Origin of the sequence: uncultured Polaribacter sp. (genome assembly GCF_947500975.1) — a bacterium.
Lineage (GTDB): Bacteria > Bacteroidota > Bacteroidia > Flavobacteriales > Flavobacteriaceae > Polaribacter.
Genome location: NZ_CANMUE010000002.1, coordinates 155,203 through 175,334 on the forward strand (window position 1 = coordinate 155,203; position 20,132 = coordinate 175,334).

The window sequence follows — 20,132 nt, forward strand, 5'->3', positions numbered from 1 at the left end:
AGATACAAACTTAATTTTAAACAGTAATGCTTCCTGTAAAAACAAACTGTGCAGGCCCTTTTAAAAATACATTTTTATAAGTGCCGTTTTCTTCAATAAATGAAACTTCTAAAAGGCCACCTTCAACAGGTAAAGATACTAGGTTACTTTTTGTTTTATTGGTTTTATGCATTGCAATAGCTACAGCTGTAACACCAGTTCCACAAGCTAAAGTTTCGTCTTCTACACCTTTTTCATAGGTTCTAACTCTAAAAGTAGCATCATCTATTTGCTGAACAAAATTTACATTGCTTCCTGGGTTTTCGTATGAATATCTAATTTTTTTCCCTTTTTCATAAATAGGAAAATCAGTTAACTCATTCACCATTTCTACATGATGTTGCGTTCCTGTATACATAAAAACGGAGTTTTTATTTACTTTTATGTCATCAACATCAATCATTTGTAGAGAAATAATACCATCATTAATTTCAGCAAAATGTTCTCCGTCAATGGCTAAAAATGTAGTTTTATTTTTAATAATATTTAAAAACTTTGCAAAAGCAACTGCGCATCTTGCACCGTTTCCACAAAAAGTCTGACTCCCATCCGCATTAAAATAAATCATTTTAAAATCGAAGTCATTATCATTTTCTATCAAAATAATTCCATCAGCACCAATACCAAAATGTCTGTCACAAATTTGTGAAATTTTGTCAGTATTTTTTTTTGGAAAGATTTTTGTTCGATTATCAATCATAACAAAATCATTTCCTGTTCCTTGATATTTATAAAATGTCAAATTCATAGAGCAAAGATAATGATTTCAAGTTCAAAAAAAGTCTGTTAATACAAGGTTAAAATGCGTTAAAAGCAAGTTAAACAGATTTTTTGTAAATGTTAAAATTATATATTTGAGTTATTAAAAATTTAGAATTATGAAGAAATTTTTTGGTTTATTAGGAATGTCCATTTTAGGAGGAGTTTTAACTTTAGTAGGTTATAAAACTTTTTTTAACGATACAGTTGTAATAGAAAGAGAAATGCCATCAAAAATGCAAACTGTACAAACAAGTTATAATCCAGCAATTAACACTATTGCTGATGATGTAGCTTCTACAGATTTTACTTTGGCTGCTGAGAGATCTTTAAACTCAGTTGTGCACGTTAAAAACACAGCAATAAGAACACAATCTAATCCTCTAGATATCTTTTTTGGAAATAGAAATGGAACGAGAAAGTTTGAGCAAGTTGGTACAGGAAGTGGTGTAATTATTTCATCTGATGGATATATTGTAACCAATAATCATGTAATTGATTCAGCTAATGAAATTGAAATTACATTAAATAATAAGAAAAAATACAAAGCAGAATTAATAGGGACAGATAAAAGTAATGACATTGCTTTGTTAAAAATTGATGCAGATATTGATTTACCTTACGTTCCGTTTGCAGATTCTAACAATGTTAAAGTTGGGGAATGGGTGTTGGCAGTTGGTAATCCTTACAATTTAACATCTACTGTAACCGCCGGAATTGTAAGTGCAAAAGGAAGAGATTTAGAAGGAAACGGAAATATAGAGTCTTTTATTCAAACAGATGCTGCTGTAAATCCAGGTAATAGTGGAGGAGCCTTGGTTAATATACGTGGAGAATTAGTAGGAATTAATACAGCAATTTCATCTAAAACAGGTTCTTTTGTGGGGTATTCATTTGCAGTACCATCAAATATTGCTAAAAAAGTTGTGGATGATTTATTAGAATTTGGAGCTGTGCAAGAGGCTTTAATCGGTTTTTTTCCTTTTGAAGATAAAGAAGGTAATATTGAAGGTGTAAAAATTGCAAGAATAGATGAAGAAAGTTTGGCTTTAAAATCTGGTTTAAAAGAAGGTGATATTATTACTAAAATTAATAATGTTAAAATTACAAAGTTTTCTGAGCTAAAAGGACAATTAACTACAAAAAGACCTGGTGATTTTGTTGATGTTACCATAAAAAGAAGCGGTGAATTATTAAACAAAAAAGTTAAATTGAGTAAAAGAGAAAAATTGATTGTTGCAAAATCTTTTGGATGGCAATTAAAAGACTTATCTGAAAAGGATAAGAAAAAAAGTAAAGTTAAAAAAGGTGTAAAGATTGTTAGAACTGCAGATGAAAGAAACGATTTAACAGGTTATATAATTACAAAAATTAACGATAAAGAAGTAAATAATGCAGAAGAAGCTGCTAAATTAATAGACCAGTTATCTTCATCTAGATATGCAAATAACCTAATTGAATTGGTTAATTTAAAAGGAGAGAAAGAAAAGTTTCGTTTTTAATTATTTTAATTAAATTGGTTAAAAATCCTGATAATTTATCAGGATTTTTTTATGTTTAAAATTTTTACGAAATCGATTTCGTATTTTAAAAAAAAGAAATACTTTTGCCGAAAATTAATTTAGATACATCTTAATTATGTCAGTAAATATAAATTACGAAAAAGAAGTTGCTTTACAAGCAAAAAATAGAAGAGCTACAGTTGAATTTATTAATATCGTAAACGATTTATGGTATGATAAATCAATTGAATTAGTTTTATTTAGAAATCCTTTAGTAGATAAAAGAGCAAGTGAAGTTTTAAATTTAATTGATTATGCTAAAGAGTTTGTAAACAAGCCTATTACTATTCAAGATGCGTTAAGTATAGCAAAAGCAATACAGCAAATAGAATTACCTTCATCAAAATTAGACATAGGTAAATTAGCTTATGAGAGTTATTTAAATCCAAAATCTAATGAAGATAAAGTAGCATTTGTACAAAAGAAACTTAAAGGTGCAACAGCATCAACAAATATAGAACCTAAAGATGTTGTTTTATATGGCTTTGGTAGAATTGGGCGTTTGTTGGCAAGAGAATTAATGTCTAAAATGGGCAAAGGTTCTCAATTACGATTAAGAGCAATTGTTACTCGTGGAGAAATTACACAATCTGTTTTAGAAAAAAGAGCTTCTTTGTTAAGTATAGATTCTGTTCATGGAGATTTTTTAGGAACAGTACAAACTGATATAGAAAACAAAGCATTAATTATAAACGGTACAACAGTTTATATAATTTCGGCAAATAAGCCAGAAGATATAGATTATACAAAATACGGAATTAATGAGGCGTTAATTATTGATAATACAGGTGCTTTTAGAGATGATGTTGCTTTAAAAAGGCATTTAGTTGCCAAAGGAGCAAGTAAAGTTTTATTAACAGCACCAGGAAAAGGGATCCCCAATATTGTTCATGGGGTAAATCATAAATTATACAATCCAGATTCTGAAAGTATTTTTTCAGCAGCATCATGTACTACCAATGCAATTACACCAGTTTTAAAAGTTTTGGAAGATAATTTTGGTATAAAAAAAGGACATTTAGAAACTATACATGCCTATACAAATGACCAAAATTTGGTAGACAATATGCATGGTAAATATAGAAGAGGTAGAGCAGCGGGTTTAAATATGGTAATTACAGAAACGGGTGCAGGAGCTGCAGTTTCAAAAGCCATTCCAGTTTTGGCAGGTAAATTAACATCCAATGCAATTAGAGTTCCAGTACCTAATGGATCTTTAGCAATTTTAAGCTTACAATTAAGAACAATAGTTTCTAAAGACATTATTAATTCTACATTAAAAAAATATGCTTTAGAAGGTGATTTGGTAGAACAAATTAAATATTCCATTGATAATGAGTTAGTTTCATCAGATATTATAGGTACTACAGCACCTTCAATTTTTGACAGTAAAGCAACCATTGCAGATGGAGAAACTATTGTTATATACATTTGGTATGATAACGAATATGGGTATTCTCATCAAGTAATGCGTTTAGCAAAACACATTGCCAAAGTTAGAAGATTTACATATTATTAAAATATTCTTAGTGCAAAATTCATTCAATAAAAGAGTGAAGATTAAAATTCGAAACTTTATTGTTTCGGATTTTTTTTTGCAGCAATTTCCTACTTTTCACTATATCTTTTTATAGTTATTAATATTCAGTTTTTTTGTTAGCCATCTAAATTTCTTACTTATTTTATATAATTATTGCTTAGAAACTATAAAAAGGATGCCGTTTCAATCAGGGCTAAGCTTATTTACTAAGTTTTGTACTATTAGATAATTAACTCAATATCAATTATTTATTTCAAATAAGTTCCGTGGATTTATTTTCCTTGGTAAATAAATGTTATTTCACTAAATTTGTTAAATACTAAAAAATATTAAAAATGAAAATAACAAAAATTATTTACTATATTTCTACAGTTTTATTAACATTATTAATGCTTTTTTCAGCAGGAATGTATTTTTTTAATCACGCTGAAGTAGCGTTAATGTTTACCAATTTTGGTTATCCAACTTATATTATTTATCCATATGCAATTGTAAAGTTATTAGGTATAACCGTTTTGTGGCTTTTTAGTAATAAAGTAATTAAAGAGTGGGCTTATGCAGGTTTTTTCTTTGCTTTTATTTTAGCATTTTTTGCACATATAATGATCAATGATGGAGAACAAGCAGGTGCTATTTTGGCTTTGATTCTTTTAATAATTTCTTACTTTTCACAAAAGAAAATGTTAAATGGCAAAAACTAAAACATCAGAAGTTATTTTAACAGAAAAAAAATATTTAGCAGAAGCTAAAGTTAGAAATCATTTTTTGGTAATTGATGAGCCGTTAAGCTCTGGAGGTGGAAATACAGCACCAACACCAGTTGAATATTTACTAACTGCAGTTGGAGGATGTGTTTCAATTACTTTAAGATTATATGCAGAGAGGAAAAATTGGGATTTAGGTAGAATAACTGTAAATGTTACTCAAAAAGAGCAATTAACACCAAAGGGAATTAAAAAGTCTTTGATAGAAGAAATTTCTTTTGAAAAGGAAGTTACAGATGAGCAAAGAAAAAAGCTGTTAGATATTGCAGGTAAATGTCCTGTTGCTAAAATGATAAAAGGAGAAACAGAAATAGAATCAAAAATTAGGTAAACCTTTCTTAAACTTTTAAAGTAGTAAGAATTAAAAAACACAAAATGAAAAAAATATTAGCATTTGCAGGCAGTACAAGCTCAACTTCAATCAACAAGCAATTAGCAATATTTGCAGCACAAAATTTAGATAAAATTACTTTTGATGTGATTGATTTAAGAGATTATCAATTACCAATTTATAGTACGGATGAAGAACAAAATGGAGTGCCAAAAGAGGCACAAAAATTCTCTTCATTATTAGATAATTATGACGGTTTTATACTTTCTTTAGCTGAACATAATGGATCTTATACAGCAGCTTTTAAAAATATTTTTGATTGGAGTTCAAGAGTAGAAAAAAAAGTGTTTAGAGACAAACCTTTATTATTAATGGCAACTTCTCCCGGAGGAAGAGGTGGAGCAACTGTATTAAAATCCGCAGCCGCATCTTTTCCGCATATGGGAGCAAATTCTATAACAACTTTTTCTTTACCAAATTTTTATGATAATTTTAAAGACGGTAAAATAGTAAATGAAGACTTAGTAAAGGAGCTAAAAAATAAAGTAAATCAATTCGAAAAATTATTAAATTAATTATAAATGAAACTAGTTTTATACGGGAAACAAGGTCATGCTTACACTGTTGCATTTAAAAATTTTTTAAATTCATTAGATGAATCATATATTTATAAAGATGTTACAAAAGACCTTGATGCAAGAGAACACAGTAAAAAATTATATGGAGGACTTTTAAAATTCCCAACCCTGTTTGTTGGTGATAAAGTCTATTTAACTCCTTCAACTGAAGAGTTTAATAAAATAATGCATGATTTAAAGTTAAGAGCATAAATATGGGTGATATATCTAAAGACATAAAATCTAAGTTTGTTAATAATAAAATTAAGGCTTTTATAAATATTAAATACACCTCTAACTGGTTAAGTAGTAAAGAAAATGTTTTTTTTAAACCTTATGGAATTTCTCCTCAGCAATATAATATATTAAGAATTTTAAGAGGAGCAAAAGAAAAAATTAAGGTGCAAATTGTAAAAGGCAGAATGATAGAAAGAGCCCCAAATGCAACTCGTTTAATGGATAAATTATGTGATAAAAATTTAATTGAAAGAGAGCGTTGTGAACACGATAGAAGAGTGGTTTATGTAAAAATTGCACAAGCAGGTTTAGATATTTTATCTACAATAGATAAAAATAAAAACCTCTCTTTTTTAGAAAATTTAACAGAAGAGGAAGCAGAAATTTTAAGTAATTTATTAGACAAAATAAGGTGAAAAATTTAAAAATAATTCAACATAAAGTAACAAGTCCTATAGTAAATATGGGGCCGATAAAATTACGTCAACCTTTACCAATAGAAGGTGTAGAAAATGTAGATCCGTTTTTATTATTACATCATTATGGACCTTATGCAATTTCAGAATTTAACAATCCGTTTGATTTAGGGCCACATCCACATAGGGGGTTTGAGCCTATAACTTTATTGTTTAAAGGAGAACAGTTACATAGAGATTCTTTGGGAAATGAAATGATTGTAAAAGCAGGCGGAGTTCAATGGACAACTGCTGGTCATGGAATTATTCATGCAGAAGCACCAACCAAAGAGTTTGTAAAAAAAGGGGGTGAGTTAGAAGGAATTCAGTTGTGGTTGAATTTGCCTGCAAAAGATAAAATGATAACACCAAATTATCAACATTTAGAGGAAGAACAAATTCCAACAATTTTTTCTGATGATAAAAAAGTGAAGTTAAATATTATTGCAGGAAAGCAATCTGATAAAACAGGATTGATACAAACTCAAACTGTTGTTAATGTGTTTACAGTAAATGCTGATGAAAATGGTCAAATGGAAATTGAAATTCCTGAGAATCATAACTCCCTAATTTATTTGTTAGAAGGAGAAGTTTTAGTAAATAACTCCGCATTTTTAATAAAAGGAGAAAATCAAATGATAACATTTAATAAAGATGGAAACTTTATTGAATTTAAAGCAAAACAAAAAAGTACATTATTAATTTTATCAGGAGAGCCTATTAACGAAAAAATAAAACAGTATGGTCCTTTTGTAATGAATACACAAACTGAAATTTTAGAAGCAATGCGTGATTATCAACAAGGAAAAATGGGATATTTGTATTAGAAGTTTAAAAAAACAGATAATTGTTCCTAAATCAACAAATAAAAATGAATTATTAGTAATTGTTGCAGCCATGTATTAAACTAAAGGTTGAATACTTTTAAAAAGCCAAAGAATCAATTTCTTTGGCTTTTTCTTTTCATAAAATAAACATATATTGCATAACTATTATGCGTGCATAATAAATTTAAAATAAAAAGATGAAATACAAACATATTTTTGAGCCATTAGATTTAGGATTTACAACCTTAAAAAACAGAATCTTAATGGGGTCTATGCATACAGGTTTAGAAGAGGAGAAAAATGGAATTGATAAAATTGCTACCTATTATGCAGAAAGAGCTAGAGGTGGAGTAGGTTTAATAGTTACTGGAGGGATATCGCCAAATATTCAGGGTTGGACTGGACCATTTGCGGCAAGAATGAGCACAAAAAAGCATGCTAAACATCATCAAAAAATAACAGAAGCTGTACACAAAGAAGGAGGTAAAATTTGTATGCAAATTTTACATTCAGGTAGATATGGTTATCATCCTTTTAATGTTGCTCCTTCAAAAATAAAATCACCGATAACACCATTTAAGCCTTTTAAATTAACACAATCTGGAATAAAAAGAACTATAAAAGATTTTGTAAACTGTGCAAAATTATCAAAAGTAGCAGGGTATGATGGTGTAGAAATCATGGGCTCTGAAGGGTATTTAATCAATCAATTTATAGCGAAAAGAACCAATAAAAGAACAGATAATTATGGTGGAGCATATGAAAATAGAATGCGTTTACCAATTGAATTAGTAAAACAAACAAGAGAAGCTGTAGGTAAAGATTTTATTATTATTTACAGGTTATCGATGTTAGATTTGGTTGAACAAGGGAGTTCTTGGGAAGAAGTTGTTCAATTAGGGAAAGAAATTGAAAAAGCAGGAGCAACCATTATCAATACAGGAATTGGTTGGCATGAAGCAAGAATACCAACGATTGCTACATCAGTTCCTAGAGCCGCATTTACTTGGGTTACTAAGAAAATGAAAAAAGAATTAACAATTCCGTTAATTACTTCTAACAGAATTAATATGCCAGAAACTGCTGAAAAAATATTATCGGAAGGTGATGCAGATATGATTTCTATGGCACGTCCTTTTTTAGCCGATCCAGAATGGGTAAATAAAGCCGAGGCAAATAAAAGTGATGAAATAAATACTTGTATTGGTTGTAATCAAGCATGTTTAGATCATGTTTTTCAACAAAAAGTAGCCAGTTGTTTGGTAAACCCTAGAGCTTGTCATGAAACAGAATTAAATTATCATCCCACAGAAAATAAGAAAAAAATAGCGGTTATTGGTGCTGGTCCTGCTGGTTTAGCTGCTTCAACAATTGCTGCACAAAGAGGGCACAGTGTTACTTTGTTTGATGCAGATAAAGAAATTGGTGGTCAATTTAATATAGCAAAACAAATTCCTGGTAAAGAAGAGTTTTACGAAACCCTTAGATATTTTAACAAGCAAATTGAATTGCATAATGTTGAATTAAAACTAAATACTAAAGTTTCTACAGATGATTTATTAAAATCAGATTTTGATGAAATTGTGATTGCTACTGGGATTAAACCAAGAACTCCAAGAATTGAAGGTATAGAAAACAAAAAAGTATTGAGTTATTTAGATGTTTTAAAACATAAAAAGCCTGTTGGTAAAAGAGTTGCTGTAATTGGAGCTGGTGGAATTGGTTTTGACGTTTCTGAGTACTTATCTCATGAAGGAGAGTCTACTTCTCAAAATATAGATGCTTGGTTAAAAGAATGGGGAATTGATAAAACTTTAGAAGCTAGAAGTGGAATTGAAGGAATGAAAACTGAAGTTTATCCATCTCCAAGAGAGATTTTTATGTTTAAAAGAAGTGCTGGGAAATTTGGAGGGAATCTTGGTAAAACTACTGGGTGGATTCATAGATCAACATTAAAGAAAAAGAAAGTGCAATTCATAGGAGAGGTTTCTTATGATAAAATTGACGATAAAGGGTTACATTTTACTCAAAATGAAGAACAAAAAACTTTAGAGGTAGATAACATTGTTATTTGTGCAGGTCAAACTCCATTTAAAGAATTATATCAGCCTTTGTTAGATGCAAATAGAAATGTACATGTTATTGGAGGAGCAGATTTTGCTTCAGAATTAGATGCGAAAAGAGCAATTAATCAAGGGGCTAGATTAGGTGCTATTTTATAATATATAAAAAACCTTCACTTATTTTTTTAGTGAAGGTTTTAAGTTGGGGCATTTAAAATTTATAGAGGGTTTTTATTTATTACAATAATATCTCAAAAATTTATATATCAAATTTAAAGTTTTATAATTCGTTATTTTAATTAAAATACGACGTAAGGTTTGTTTTTTTAATTATTTTCTTCTCAAAAACGCCATTTTTTTTATTAATTTACATTTTGTAAACAAATAACAACTATTATTTATTAATTCTTAATTGATTTGTTTTAGTAATTAATTGTCATACAGTAGTTTATTTTATCCCTAATTTAAAATTCTTATTTATACTTCAGCTAAAATTTAAAATTACTTTTTTATAGAGATTTAATTTCTTTATTTACTACGAAAGTATATTTTAAAAACTATAGTTATTAACTGTTATAAGTAATTATTTTTTTGAATAAAAACAATGAAAAATATTTTTTTTAACAAGTATCTAATTTTAAGTTTTATTATTTCTTTTTTAAGTTGTCAACCTAAAAAAGAAACTTTTATTGGAAGTAATGAAGAAAAAGTTATTACTGAAAAAGAATTTGATTCGATACAAAAAATATTATGGGTTGACCATAAACCTTTTTTAACTTCTAAGTTAGTAAATAGACTTTCAAAAGATAATTATAAAAACCCAGAAGATAAATTAAAAGTTTATCGTTTGTTGTTTGGTTATTATATGTTAATTTCTGATTATGAGAATAGCAATATTTATGCAGACAAAATGATGGAGCACTTGAGAAAAGAAAATCAATGGGAGCGTTATGTTGTTGCTTCTAAATCTGTTGCTATGTCATATCGAGGAGAAAAAAGATATGATGAAATTGAAAAATTATTAAAAGAAACGATTCAAATTGCAAAAGAAAAAAAAGTAGGTGTAAAAGAAATTTTACCAATTCATGAATTATCAGTTTTTTATACTTATGATGTTTCAAATCATAAAGAAGCAATAAAGTATGGAGAGATTTATTTTGCTAAAATTGCAAAATACGATTCAATAATAAAGACTAATAAAAGGTACAAAAATATGGTTAAAGCAACCCTTAGTGTACTTAATTTAACTCTTGGTAAGTCGTATACAAAAGCAAATAACTTAGATAAAGCTTATATTCATTTAAAAAAAGCCGAGAATTTTTATACACAAAAATGGGATTTAGAAAAATTAACTCGAGCTCATAGTAATCTATTAGATTATTATATTTTAAAGAATGATTTAAAAAATATCACCCTTCATAAAAATAAATTTTTACATTTTACTACTAAACATAAAGATTCATTAATAAAAACGTTTACAAATGTAAGTCATACAGAAAAAGAAATAGCCGAAGATGAGAAAGAGGAAATTGTTTTATCTGAAAAAAATAAAAGAAAAAATTTAATTGGATTTGCAATTGCTTTGCTTGTAATTTTAGTATTATTATTTCAATTTTATTTTTTAAAATTAAGATTTAAATTAAAAAGAGAACAAGAGTTTAAAAAGTTTAGATCGTCCCTTTTTGTAAATATCGCTCACGAAATAAGAACACCTTTATCATTAATACTAGGATATTTAGATTTGTCTTTAGAAAAAAATATAAGTAAAGAAGATTCAAAAAAATACCTTCATATAATTAAAGATAACAGTAAAAAAATTATAAGAAATGTGTCTGATGTAATTACTCTACTAAAAGAAAATAAAACAGAAGAGAAACTACCATTAGAAAACATTATTATAGAACCAGTTTTGCAAATGTTGTTTTTTTGTTTTGAAAGTGTAGCAAAATTGAAAAATATAACTCTAAATTACAATGCAACCCTGCCTGTTAATTATGTTTTATTAACAAATATAGATAAGTTAGAAAGTGTTATTAATAACTTGGTTTATAATGCAATTAAATTTTCACCAAAAAACTCAGAAGTATTTTTCAATACTTTTATAAAGGATAATTTTTTTCATATCCATATTACGGACCATGGTATTGGTATAAGTAAACAAAATCAAAAAAACATTTTTAATAAATTTTATCAAGAAGATGGTGAACAAAAAGCAGAAGGATTTGGTATTGGTTTAGCAATTGTAAAAGATATTATAGATAAATTTAATGGAACTATTACTGCAAATAGTGTAGCAGGTGAAGGGACAACTTTTAGGGTAGCATTACCAATAAATAAAAATGATGAACAATCAGAATTAAAAGTAATTTCAAAAAAAATAAATAAGTTTAATCGTAATATTCATGATAAAGTATTAGAAAAAACTATTAATTTATTAATAGTTGAAGATAATTCTTATTTATTAGATTATTATAATAAGATTTTATCACCTAAATACAACTGTACTTTTGCTTTGAATGGAGTAGAAGGTTTAGAAAAATTTACAAATAATGATTTTGATTTAGTAATATCAGATATGTTAATGCCAGAGATGAATGGTATAGAGTTAAGAAAAAGATTAAAAAAAGATTCCAAAGGTAAAAATACGCCATTTATTATGGTAACAGCATTAGACTATGAAGAAAATAAAATTGAAGCATATAATGTTGGAGTTGATGATTATATTATTAAACCTTTTTATAAGAATGAGTTAATAGCAAGAATTAATAACCTAATCAGTAATAAAGAAATAAGAAAAACTTGGCAAGAAAGTCTTGATGAAAAAGATGAAACCACTCAAGTTGAATCTTTTGATGATAAAATGTTAAAGCAGTTATATGATTTTGTAATTGAACATTTAGATGATGAGGAGTATTCAGTGACTAAAATGGCTGAGCAAGCAAATTTTAGTAAAAGAAAGTTAGAAAGGGTAATTAAAAAAATAACTGGACTCACACCTGTAAAATTTATTTTAGAAGTGAGGTTGCAACAAGCATATAAAAAAATTAAAAATAAAGAAGAGGCAGATATTAATAGTGTTAGATATTCAGTAGGTATAAAGAGTGCATCTTATTTTTCTGTGAAATTTAAAAGTCGTTTTGGAGTAAGTCCTAAAAAATTAATGAATGATAATTAATTATTTTTTAAGATAATACAAGTTTTTTAGATGTTTTACATCTAAAAAACTAATAATTAACTTAATTAATTGATAATGAAAAAAATATTTTATTTTGCAATTTTACTATTAAATTTTAGTCTTTATGCTCAACCCCCGGGAGGAAATGGAGGAGTTCAAAGAAGTGGTTCTATGCAAAATCAACAAGATGATAGAGATCACAAAAAGCCTAAAGAGTTTAAATCAAGTGAAGCGGCTGGATTATTTTATTATGAAATAGATAAAGTTTTAAAAAAGTTAAAAATAAAAAATGATGATTCTAAATATAAGGTTAGTAAAGCTTTAAGGGAGTATAATTTTAAAATTAGAGAAATTTCTTTTTTAAATTCTGAAAAATTATCAGACCTTGATCTTGTAATAAATTCATTTCCTAAAAGAGATGATAATGAGAGTAGAAGAGAAATGCGTGTAAAAGTAGATGAAGTAATTCGTCCGATAAGAGATGAGGTTCATGAAAATGAAATAAAACTAAATAATGATTTAGAAAGTTTATTATCGGAGAAGCAGAATAAAAAATGGTTAAAATATCAAAAGAAAAAGAAAGAAAGTTTAAAACCTAAAAAGTCTGAGAATAGAAATAATCAAAACTCTCGACCAAGTGGTGGTAGAGGAGGGGAACAAAGAAGGCAGTAAATAAATATCCTATGTTTAAGCATAGGATTTTTTATTTAAATGAAAAATAATTGTCGATATTTGCTTTTCTAACTAAATAATTAAAATAATATGAGTATGAATAAAAATACAGTTCTTGGGTGGGCTACATTTTTAATGATTTTGATGGGAGTTGTACTAATTTTAATGGGTGCATATAGATACGAAGATGTTGCTGGTTGGGGGTTTGCAACAGTAGGAATAGGATTTTTCTGTATAGCTTGGGTTTTTAACGCCCTAAAAGGAAGAGTATAAAATAAGTCTTCAATAACAATTTTCATTTTAAAATTTATAAAAAAATAAAAGTAATGAGTGATGATAAGAAAGTAATCTTTTCGATGAATAAGTTATCTAAAACATACCAATCTACAGGTAAACAAGTTTTAAAAGACATTTATTTAAGCTTCTTTTATGGAGCAAAAATTGGAATTTTAGGTTTAAATGGATCAGGAAAATCAACTTTATTAAAAATTATAGCTGGCGTAGAAAAGAATTATCAAGGAGATGTAACTTTTTCTCCAGGTTATAACGTTGGATATTTAGAACAAGAACCTCAATTAGATCCAGAAAAAACAGTTTTAGAAATTGTAAAAGAAGGAGTTGCAGAAACAGTTGCAATTCTTGATGAGTACAATAAAATCAATGACATGTTTGGTTTAGAAGAAGTCTATTCAGATGCTGATAAGATGGAAAAACTAATGAATCAACAAGCGGAACTTCAAGATAAAATTGATGCTGCAAATGCTTGGGAGTTAGATACCAAATTAGAAATTGCAATGGATGCCTTAAGAACACCAGATTCCGATAAAAAAGTAGGTGTTCTCTCTGGAGGTGAAAAACGACGTGTTGCTTTATGTAGATTATTATTACAAGAACCAGAAATATTATTATTAGATGAGCCTACCAATCACTTGGATGCAGAGTCTGTACATTGGTTAGAGCATCATTTAGCACAATATAAAGGTACTGTTATTGCAGTAACGCATGATAGGTACTTCTTAGATAATGTTGCAGGTTGGATTCTTGAATTAGACAGAGGAGAAGGAATTCCTTGGAAAGGAAATTACTCTTCATGGTTAGATCAAAAATCTCAAAGAATGGCGCAAGAAAGCAAAACTGCTTCTAAACGTCAAAAAACTTTAGAAAGAGAGTTAGATTGGGTTCGTCAAGGAGCAAAAGGTCGTCAAACAAAGCAAAAAGCGCGTTTAAAAAATTATGACAAGTTAATGAGTCAAGACCAAAAACAAGTTGATGAAAAATTAGAAATCTTTATTCCTAACGGTCCACGTTTAGGAACAAATGTAATTGAGGCTACTGGTGTTTCTAAAGCTTATGGAAATAAATTATTATATGATAATTTAGAATTTAATCTTCCTCAAGCAGGAATTGTTGGAATTATTGGGCCAAATGGTGCTGGTAAAACAACAATTTTTAAAATGATTATGGGGGAAGAAAATCCTGATAATGGAAGTTTTAAAGTAGGTGAAACTGCTAAAATTGCTTATGTAGATCAAGCACATTCAGATATTAATCCCGAAAAAACAATTTGGGAAAACTTTTCTGATGGACAAGATTTGGTAATGATGGGTGGAAAGCAAGTAAACTCTCGTGCATATTTAAGTCGTTTTAATTTTTCTGGAAGTGAGCAAAATAAGAAAGTAAATACACTTTCAGGAGGTGAACGTAATAGGTTGCATTTAGCAATGACGCTTAAAGAGGAAGGGAATGTACTTTTATTAGATGAGCCTACCAATGATTTAGATGTAAATACATTAAGAGCATTAGAAGAAGGTTTAGAAAACTTTGCAGGTTGTGCAGTAGTAATTAGTCACGATAGATGGTTTTTAGATAGAATTTGTACACATATTTTAGCTTTTGAAGGGAATAGTGAAGTATATTTCTTTGAAGGCTCTTTTTCTGATTATGAAGAAAATAAAAAGAAACGTTTAGGAGGAGATTTAATGCCAAAACGAATTAAATATAAAAAATTGATTAGATAAAAAAGCCTCATTTTAAAAATGAAGCTTTATAATCTGGGATAGGTACTATATATTTTGATAACATTCAAAACTAAATTTATTTTATCAGATTTATATAGGTAAAACATCTTCTTTATAATAGAAAAATCACGCTTTAAAAGCGTGATTTTTCTATTAAAGTCATTTAAATATACACATTTAACTTTAATTTTTTCTACTATTTTCTTTTTCAGAAGATGATCTTGAGTTTTTTTCTGATTTTTGAGTTTTAATGTTTCTATTAAAATTGGTGTTAGAAGTTCTTTTAGTATGTTTTCTAACATCTTTTTTTATAGAACCTGTGTTTCTTTCTACTCTTACATTGTTGTTATTTCTGTTGGTAATAGAATTTGTATTTCTTTTAGTTCCATTTTTAACATTACTATTCCTAGTAATATTTGATTTTCTATAAGAGTTATTATTGTTTCTAGAAATTATTTTTCTATTATTGATGACAGAACTTGGTTTCCTTCTTTTTAAAATTCTACTTCTTTTTCCAATTTTTGCATTTTTATTTGCTTTATAATAAAAGAAATTATTGTCTTCTCTAAATTGAGAGTAGTTACTTCTAAAATCGTTTCTATAAAAATATGCATCGTTATAATCACAAACATCACCAAAATTAATATTAAAACGAATACCATCATTATAGTAATATTCTTTTACATTTCCATAAAAGACAGGAAATCCTCTTCTATCATATCGTACTCTTAAATCTCCTACATTTGTAAGTCTATTTCCATTATATCTTATAAAAATGTTTCCAATTCTTGTTACATTTCCTCTATAATCATAATTTATATTAACATTTCCTACACTTCTAATTACACCATTAAAATCTCTATTAATTCTTACTCTGTTTGATCTAGAATTTCTATTGTTATAATTTGAATTATAAGTTTCAAAATCAAAATCTCCATTTGTAAAAACATAAAACTCTATTCCTCTTTCAATAAAATTTACAGCATTGTTGTATGAGTAATTTAGATTAAACCTCTCTGGATTATTTTTGTTATTTGTAGCTTCAACAGTTGAAACCATCATAAACATCCCTAAAATAATAAGTACACTTTTTTTCATAATATATGGTTTTTTTTGTTTTGCTTACTCTAATTGCTTTTCGGCTTCCGCATTTGATATGATAATTTCAAATAGCGTGCCAAGTTTTAAAATAGGTGTTTTAAAACTATTATAACTAAACTTTAAATGTTGGTAAAGTGTTTATTTTAAATGTTTTAGGTTGTTTTTTTTATTTTGTTTTAACAAAACTAAAAATGTTTTCGTTTTGCTTAATATAAGCTTCAACACAATTTGTAGGATGTATAAAACTATAATTTATTTGGGGATTAAAATCTATTTTGTTGATTGCAAATAATGCTTCAAAATCTTTTTCTCCCTTTAAATTATATCTAGCAATTTTATACTTTTTTGTATCTATTTGTTCAGTGATTTGAAACCAAGCACCACTACCAATACCACCAAGCCAGGTGCCGTTTTCTAAATTAAATATTTCTCTATCAGGTAATTCGGTCCCTTTTAGATTTGGTTCTACATCAAATTTATTAAAAAATGATTCTTTGTATTCTTTTAAAATTGATCTGTTTTTATAGTCATTTATTTTTTGATTATATACTTCGTATATTTTATTATCACAATTACCTTTAATAACATTTCCAATAGGGCTAGGTGTTAACAAGTTAGAACTCTTTAATTTTTGTTTTATCTTTTTTTGATTACATGATTGTATAAGGATTTCAGTTACAAATCTTGCACAATTAGAACCACCTTTAATGAAAGCACCATAAGGTATTTCCTTTTTTTTAATTAAATTATTAATATATTTTTCTGCTTTTTTGTAATCTATCTTTGTATTTACACTAACAATTAATTTACCTTCTCCATGTGTTTTTTCTGGATGTCTTTCTAACCATAATAGTATATTATTTAGATTTGATAATTCTCCATTTTTAAATTCTGGTGTAATTGGTATTTCTAATTCAGGGTCAGTATCTTTACTTCTTACACGTCCATTACCATAAGTAGTAATATACCTACCAAAATCAAAATAATTAATGCTTAAATTCTCTTTATTAATTAAAACCAATGCTGCATGACCAGCTTGTACAGCATGTTTGCTACCTATCCCTATTTTGGGCCATATTTTACTTGATGGCTCCCAGTAAGCAGGTCTTACTATAGTGTCTGGATAGGAAAGAATTATGATAATCCCATCAGAATTTGACATATTTATTTTGTATAATTATTAAATATTGCATTAGAAATTACTTTAAAGGTTTTAAATGTAAAATATAAAGTAAAAATTAATAGTATTATACTGATTAAAAATAAACCATATGCAAAATAAATTTCAGGAGATTCTGTGAATTTTTTTATGGCTTTAAAGCTCATTGTTAAAATAATTGGGGTAAGTATAAAAAGAAGAATTAAAATTCCTAAACGAATTAAACCTTTACCTAATAAGTTTAAATCAGTACTCATTTTTTATAATTTTTAATGGCATTTCTAACATTACCATATTTCTGTAATAATTTACTTGCCGTTTCTTGATTGATATTTAGTTCTTTAACTAACATTCTTTCACCTCTATCTACCAATTTTTTGTTAGATAATTGCATGTCAACCATTTTGTTTCCTTTAATTTTTCCAAGTTGAATCATTGTTGTTGTAGAAAGCATATTTAAAACTATTTTTTGTGCAGTACCAGCTTTCATTCTTGAGCTTCCTGTAACAAATTCTGGCCCAACAATAACTTCAATAGGATATTTAGCAACTAATGATAAAGGGCTATTTTTATTACATGTAATACAACCCGTAATAATATTGTTTTCATTGCATTTTTTTAAAGCAGCAATTACATAAGGTGTTGTACCTGATGCGGCAATGCCTATTATAACATCTTTTTCAGATATATTGTATTCATGTAAATCTAGCCAGCCTTGAGTTTTAGAATCTTCAGCAAATTCAACAGCCTTTCTAATTGCAATATCACCACCTGCAATCAAACCAACAACTAATTCATGCGGAACACCAAAAGTTGGTGGGCATTCTGAAGCATCTAAAATTCCTAATCTACCAGAAGTACCAGCACCGATATAAAATAGCCTTCCTCCATTTTTAAGTTTATTAGCTATTTGAACTGTAAGGTTTTCTATTTGTGGTAAAGCTTTTTCTACTGCTAATGGTACAGTTTTATCTTCATTATTAATATTTTGTAATAATTCTGAAATAGACATCTTTTCAAGATGATTGTATTTAGAATCTTGCTCTGTAGTTTTTGTAAAAGTCATCATTCAAAAATACCAAATTTCATACAAATAGTAGTATTATTTTCCTTCAATTAATTTTATTAAGATTTATTTTATATAAAGTTAAATGTATTATTTATACAACGTTAATGTAGTATTATCTTCCATAATTAATCTCCATGAGTAAATTTATTTGTCCTATTATGGAAACCATAATCTCGTCTAAATCTTGTCTTAAATTATTTTTATCGAGGTCTTCATATATTGAATTTAGGTCATTTAAATAGGAGTAATTTAAATACGAACGAATATCATAACTCAGAGTTCCTCTTGCTTTTAAAAGTCGTTTTATTTTCTTTTGCTCTTCTTCATATTTCATTTTTTGTTCCAGATCATCCAAAAAGAAAGTTCCTGTATAAATATCAAATTTTTTAATTTCTTCGTCAGTAAACTTTGGGTTGTCAGAAAATCGCCATAAATCGTAATTACCTGTTTCTACCATTTTACAGATACAGCTTTCATAAAAGGCTATCTGTTGATATTTATTTGGTAGTTTACAGTAGAATTCCAGTTGTTTCTCTGTATACAAGTCTAAATTGTTTTCTTGTAATAATTTTTTAGCTTCTTTAAATCTGCCTTGTGTATTGTAGATTCGAACAAGCAATAAGATAAAAGGATATCTTTCTTGATTTGCCGTGATTTTTTTTTCATCAGGAAAATAATCAAGAGATTTTAGAAGAATTTCATCTAACTGAATATCATTTCTATGAATATTATCACTGTCATATTTGAATAAAGTATCTAGATTAAATATTTCAACAATAAATTGATAATCAATTGTTTTTTTAGCAGAAAGGTGTTTTACCAGTTTGGGCAATGCTGACATTAATTCTACAAACTCAGATAATTTTTTGAAATAATCTGAATCAATACAAAGCCACCATTCATTTGACGTATATTCTTTTGTAATACCAAAATTCTTTCCTTTTAACCAATTAATATTATCATAGGAATGATAAAAGCCAGGCTCTAAAATGGCTTCCTTAATGAAGAGTTGTAGATAAAGAAATAATAATCCCTTAAAATGATTTCTCTTTTTTGTAATTTCATTTTTAGATAAGCTCTTTTCTGGGGCAATTAATTCTTGTAAGTTGTGTAATCTAAAACCACGTTTAGGGTCAAATCCTCTAGCTCCTAACCAACAACTATCCCATAATTTTTGTAGAGTTTCTGATACCTCAATTTCTATAATTTTTTCTGATTCCAATAACTTTTTGATTTCTTTATTTGGAAAACCGCAAAGCGCTTCTTTTTTTGCATCTTCATTTAAACTTTTATTGGTTAATGGATTATTGTAGGTTTTAGTTGTACTTTTTAATTTAGCTTGATTTATAAAAAGATTCAGCAGCAATTCTTTTTTGGGTTCTTCATCAAAAATGTCATACAACCAATTTCCATCCTTTGTCATAAAAGCTGGTGCACCAAGTTCAGTAACATCCCAACCAACTATTAATGATTTGATAAAGTTTAAATCTTTAGGTTTAACTTCAATTACTTTTAATTCAGAGTATTTTTCAGGCCAAATCCAAGTTCCAGTTTCCTTCATTTAGTTGTATTATAATGCTGCAAACGTTTTTGAATAAACTTTGTTTGAGTGGTTAAAAAAATGAATTTACTAAATAAAACACAAACAGTGAAATTCCGAAGGAATTCCCTAAATGAACTATAAATATCAATAAAAATTATAGGGTGTTGGCAATGGTAATTTGTTTATCAAACTGCTCAATTT

The 20,132-nt window shown here is 27.7% G+C and carries 19 protein-coding genes; 13 read left to right on the plus strand and 6 right to left on the minus strand.

Going from position 1 to position 20,132, the window contains the following annotated elements:
• Positions 1-16: 16 nt before the first annotated feature.
• Complete coding sequence (gene dapF / locus Q0733_RS02710) at positions 17-787, minus strand: diaminopimelate epimerase (protein ID WP_298778665.1); 771 nt, start codon at positions 785-787, stop codon at positions 17-19.
• A 130-nt stretch (positions 788-917) separates the two neighbouring features.
• Between dapF and Q0733_RS02715 the strand changes: the two genes are divergently transcribed.
• The 13 genes from Q0733_RS02715 to ettA all read left to right on the plus strand — a co-directional run bounded on the left by Q0733_RS02715 (position 918) and on the right by ettA (position 15,059).
• Complete coding sequence (locus Q0733_RS02715) at positions 918-2,300, plus strand: trypsin-like peptidase domain-containing protein (RefSeq protein ID WP_298778668.1); 1,383 nt, start codon at positions 918-920, stop codon at positions 2,298-2,300.
• A 136-nt stretch (positions 2,301-2,436) separates the two neighbouring features.
• Positions 2,437-3,879: a glyceraldehyde-3-phosphate dehydrogenase gene (locus Q0733_RS02720; protein WP_298778671.1), complete on the plus strand. Its 1,443-nt coding sequence runs from the start codon at positions 2,437-2,439 to the stop codon at positions 3,877-3,879.
• A gap of 356 nt (positions 3,880-4,235) precedes the next feature.
• The gene (locus Q0733_RS02725) at positions 4,236-4,601 is read left to right on the plus strand and encodes a DoxX family protein (RefSeq protein WP_298778674.1); all 366 of its coding nucleotides are present in this window, start codon (positions 4,236-4,238) and stop codon (positions 4,599-4,601) included.
• On the plus strand, positions 4,588-4,995 hold the full coding sequence (locus Q0733_RS02730) for an OsmC family protein (protein ID WP_298778676.1): 408 nt from the start codon (positions 4,588-4,590) through the stop codon (positions 4,993-4,995). The genes Q0733_RS02725 and Q0733_RS02730 overlap by 14 nt, the downstream gene beginning before the upstream one ends.
• 44 nt (positions 4,996-5,039) lie before the next feature.
• Entirely contained in the window at positions 5,040-5,570 is a 531-nt protein-coding gene (locus Q0733_RS02735) for an NADPH-dependent FMN reductase (protein ID WP_298778679.1), read from the plus strand.
• A gap of 6 nt (positions 5,571-5,576) precedes the next feature.
• Positions 5,577-5,825, plus strand: a complete 249-nt coding sequence (locus tag Q0733_RS02740; RefSeq protein ID WP_298778681.1) for a glutaredoxin domain-containing protein — start codon at positions 5,577-5,579, stop codon at positions 5,823-5,825.
• A gap of 2 nt (positions 5,826-5,827) precedes the next feature.
• Positions 5,828-6,265, plus strand: a complete 438-nt coding sequence (locus Q0733_RS02745) for a MarR family transcriptional regulator (RefSeq protein WP_298778683.1) — start codon at positions 5,828-5,830, stop codon at positions 6,263-6,265.
• Positions 6,262-7,131, plus strand: a complete 870-nt coding sequence (locus tag Q0733_RS02750; protein ID WP_298778685.1) for a pirin family protein — start codon at positions 6,262-6,264, stop codon at positions 7,129-7,131. Before Q0733_RS02745 ends, Q0733_RS02750 begins: the two co-directional genes overlap by 4 nt.
• Before the next feature lie 197 nt (positions 7,132-7,328).
• A complete protein-coding gene (locus tag Q0733_RS02755; protein ID WP_298778687.1) occupies positions 7,329-9,353 on the plus strand; it encodes an NADPH-dependent 2,4-dienoyl-CoA reductase in 2,025 nt (674 codons plus the stop codon).
• Between the two features lie 445 nt (positions 9,354-9,798).
• Positions 9,799-12,369 carry an ATP-binding protein gene (locus tag Q0733_RS02760; RefSeq protein WP_298778689.1) on the plus strand — a complete coding sequence of 857 codons (2,571 nt, stop codon included), beginning with the start codon at positions 9,799-9,801 and terminating at the stop codon, positions 12,367-12,369.
• A 75-nt stretch (positions 12,370-12,444) separates the two neighbouring features.
• Positions 12,445-13,041, plus strand: a complete 597-nt coding sequence (locus Q0733_RS02765; protein WP_298778690.1) for a hypothetical protein — start codon at positions 12,445-12,447, stop codon at positions 13,039-13,041.
• 90 nt (positions 13,042-13,131) lie between these two features.
• Entirely contained in the window at positions 13,132-13,314 is a 183-nt protein-coding gene (locus Q0733_RS02770) for a CAL67264 family membrane protein (RefSeq protein ID WP_298778692.1), read from the plus strand.
• A 53-nt stretch (positions 13,315-13,367) separates the two neighbouring features.
• Positions 13,368-15,059, plus strand: coding sequence for an energy-dependent translational throttle protein EttA (gene ettA / locus Q0733_RS02775; protein ID WP_298778694.1), 1,692 nt, complete (start codon positions 13,368-13,370; stop codon positions 15,057-15,059).
• A gap of 183 nt (positions 15,060-15,242) precedes the next feature.
• On the opposite strand, the gene Q0733_RS02780 is transcribed toward ettA, so the two are convergent.
• From Q0733_RS02780 to Q0733_RS02800, 5 genes are all read right to left on the minus strand, one after another.
• A complete protein-coding gene (locus tag Q0733_RS02780) occupies positions 15,243-16,157 on the minus strand; it encodes a hypothetical protein (protein WP_298778696.1) in 915 nt (304 codons plus the stop codon).
• Between the two features lie 169 nt (positions 16,158-16,326).
• The gene (locus Q0733_RS02785) at positions 16,327-17,322 is read right to left on the minus strand and encodes a DUF6695 family protein (RefSeq protein ID WP_298778698.1); all 996 of its coding nucleotides are present in this window, start codon (positions 17,320-17,322) and stop codon (positions 16,327-16,329) included.
• Positions 17,323-17,324: 2 nt separating this feature from the next.
• A complete protein-coding gene (locus tag Q0733_RS02790) occupies positions 17,325-17,576 on the minus strand; it encodes a DUF6095 family protein (protein ID WP_298778700.1) in 252 nt (83 codons plus the stop codon).
• Positions 17,573-18,385 carry an N-acetylmuramic acid 6-phosphate etherase gene (gene murQ / locus Q0733_RS02795; RefSeq protein WP_298779102.1) on the minus strand — a complete coding sequence of 271 codons (813 nt, stop codon included), beginning with the start codon at positions 18,383-18,385 and terminating at the stop codon, positions 17,573-17,575. The genes Q0733_RS02790 and murQ overlap by 4 nt, the downstream gene beginning before the upstream one ends.
• A gap of 115 nt (positions 18,386-18,500) precedes the next feature.
• Positions 18,501-19,949 (minus strand): hypothetical protein, encoded by a 1,449-nt coding sequence (locus Q0733_RS02800; RefSeq protein ID WP_298778702.1) that lies wholly within the window; start codon positions 19,947-19,949, stop codon positions 18,501-18,503.
• Between the last annotated feature and the right edge of the window lie 183 nt (positions 19,950-20,132).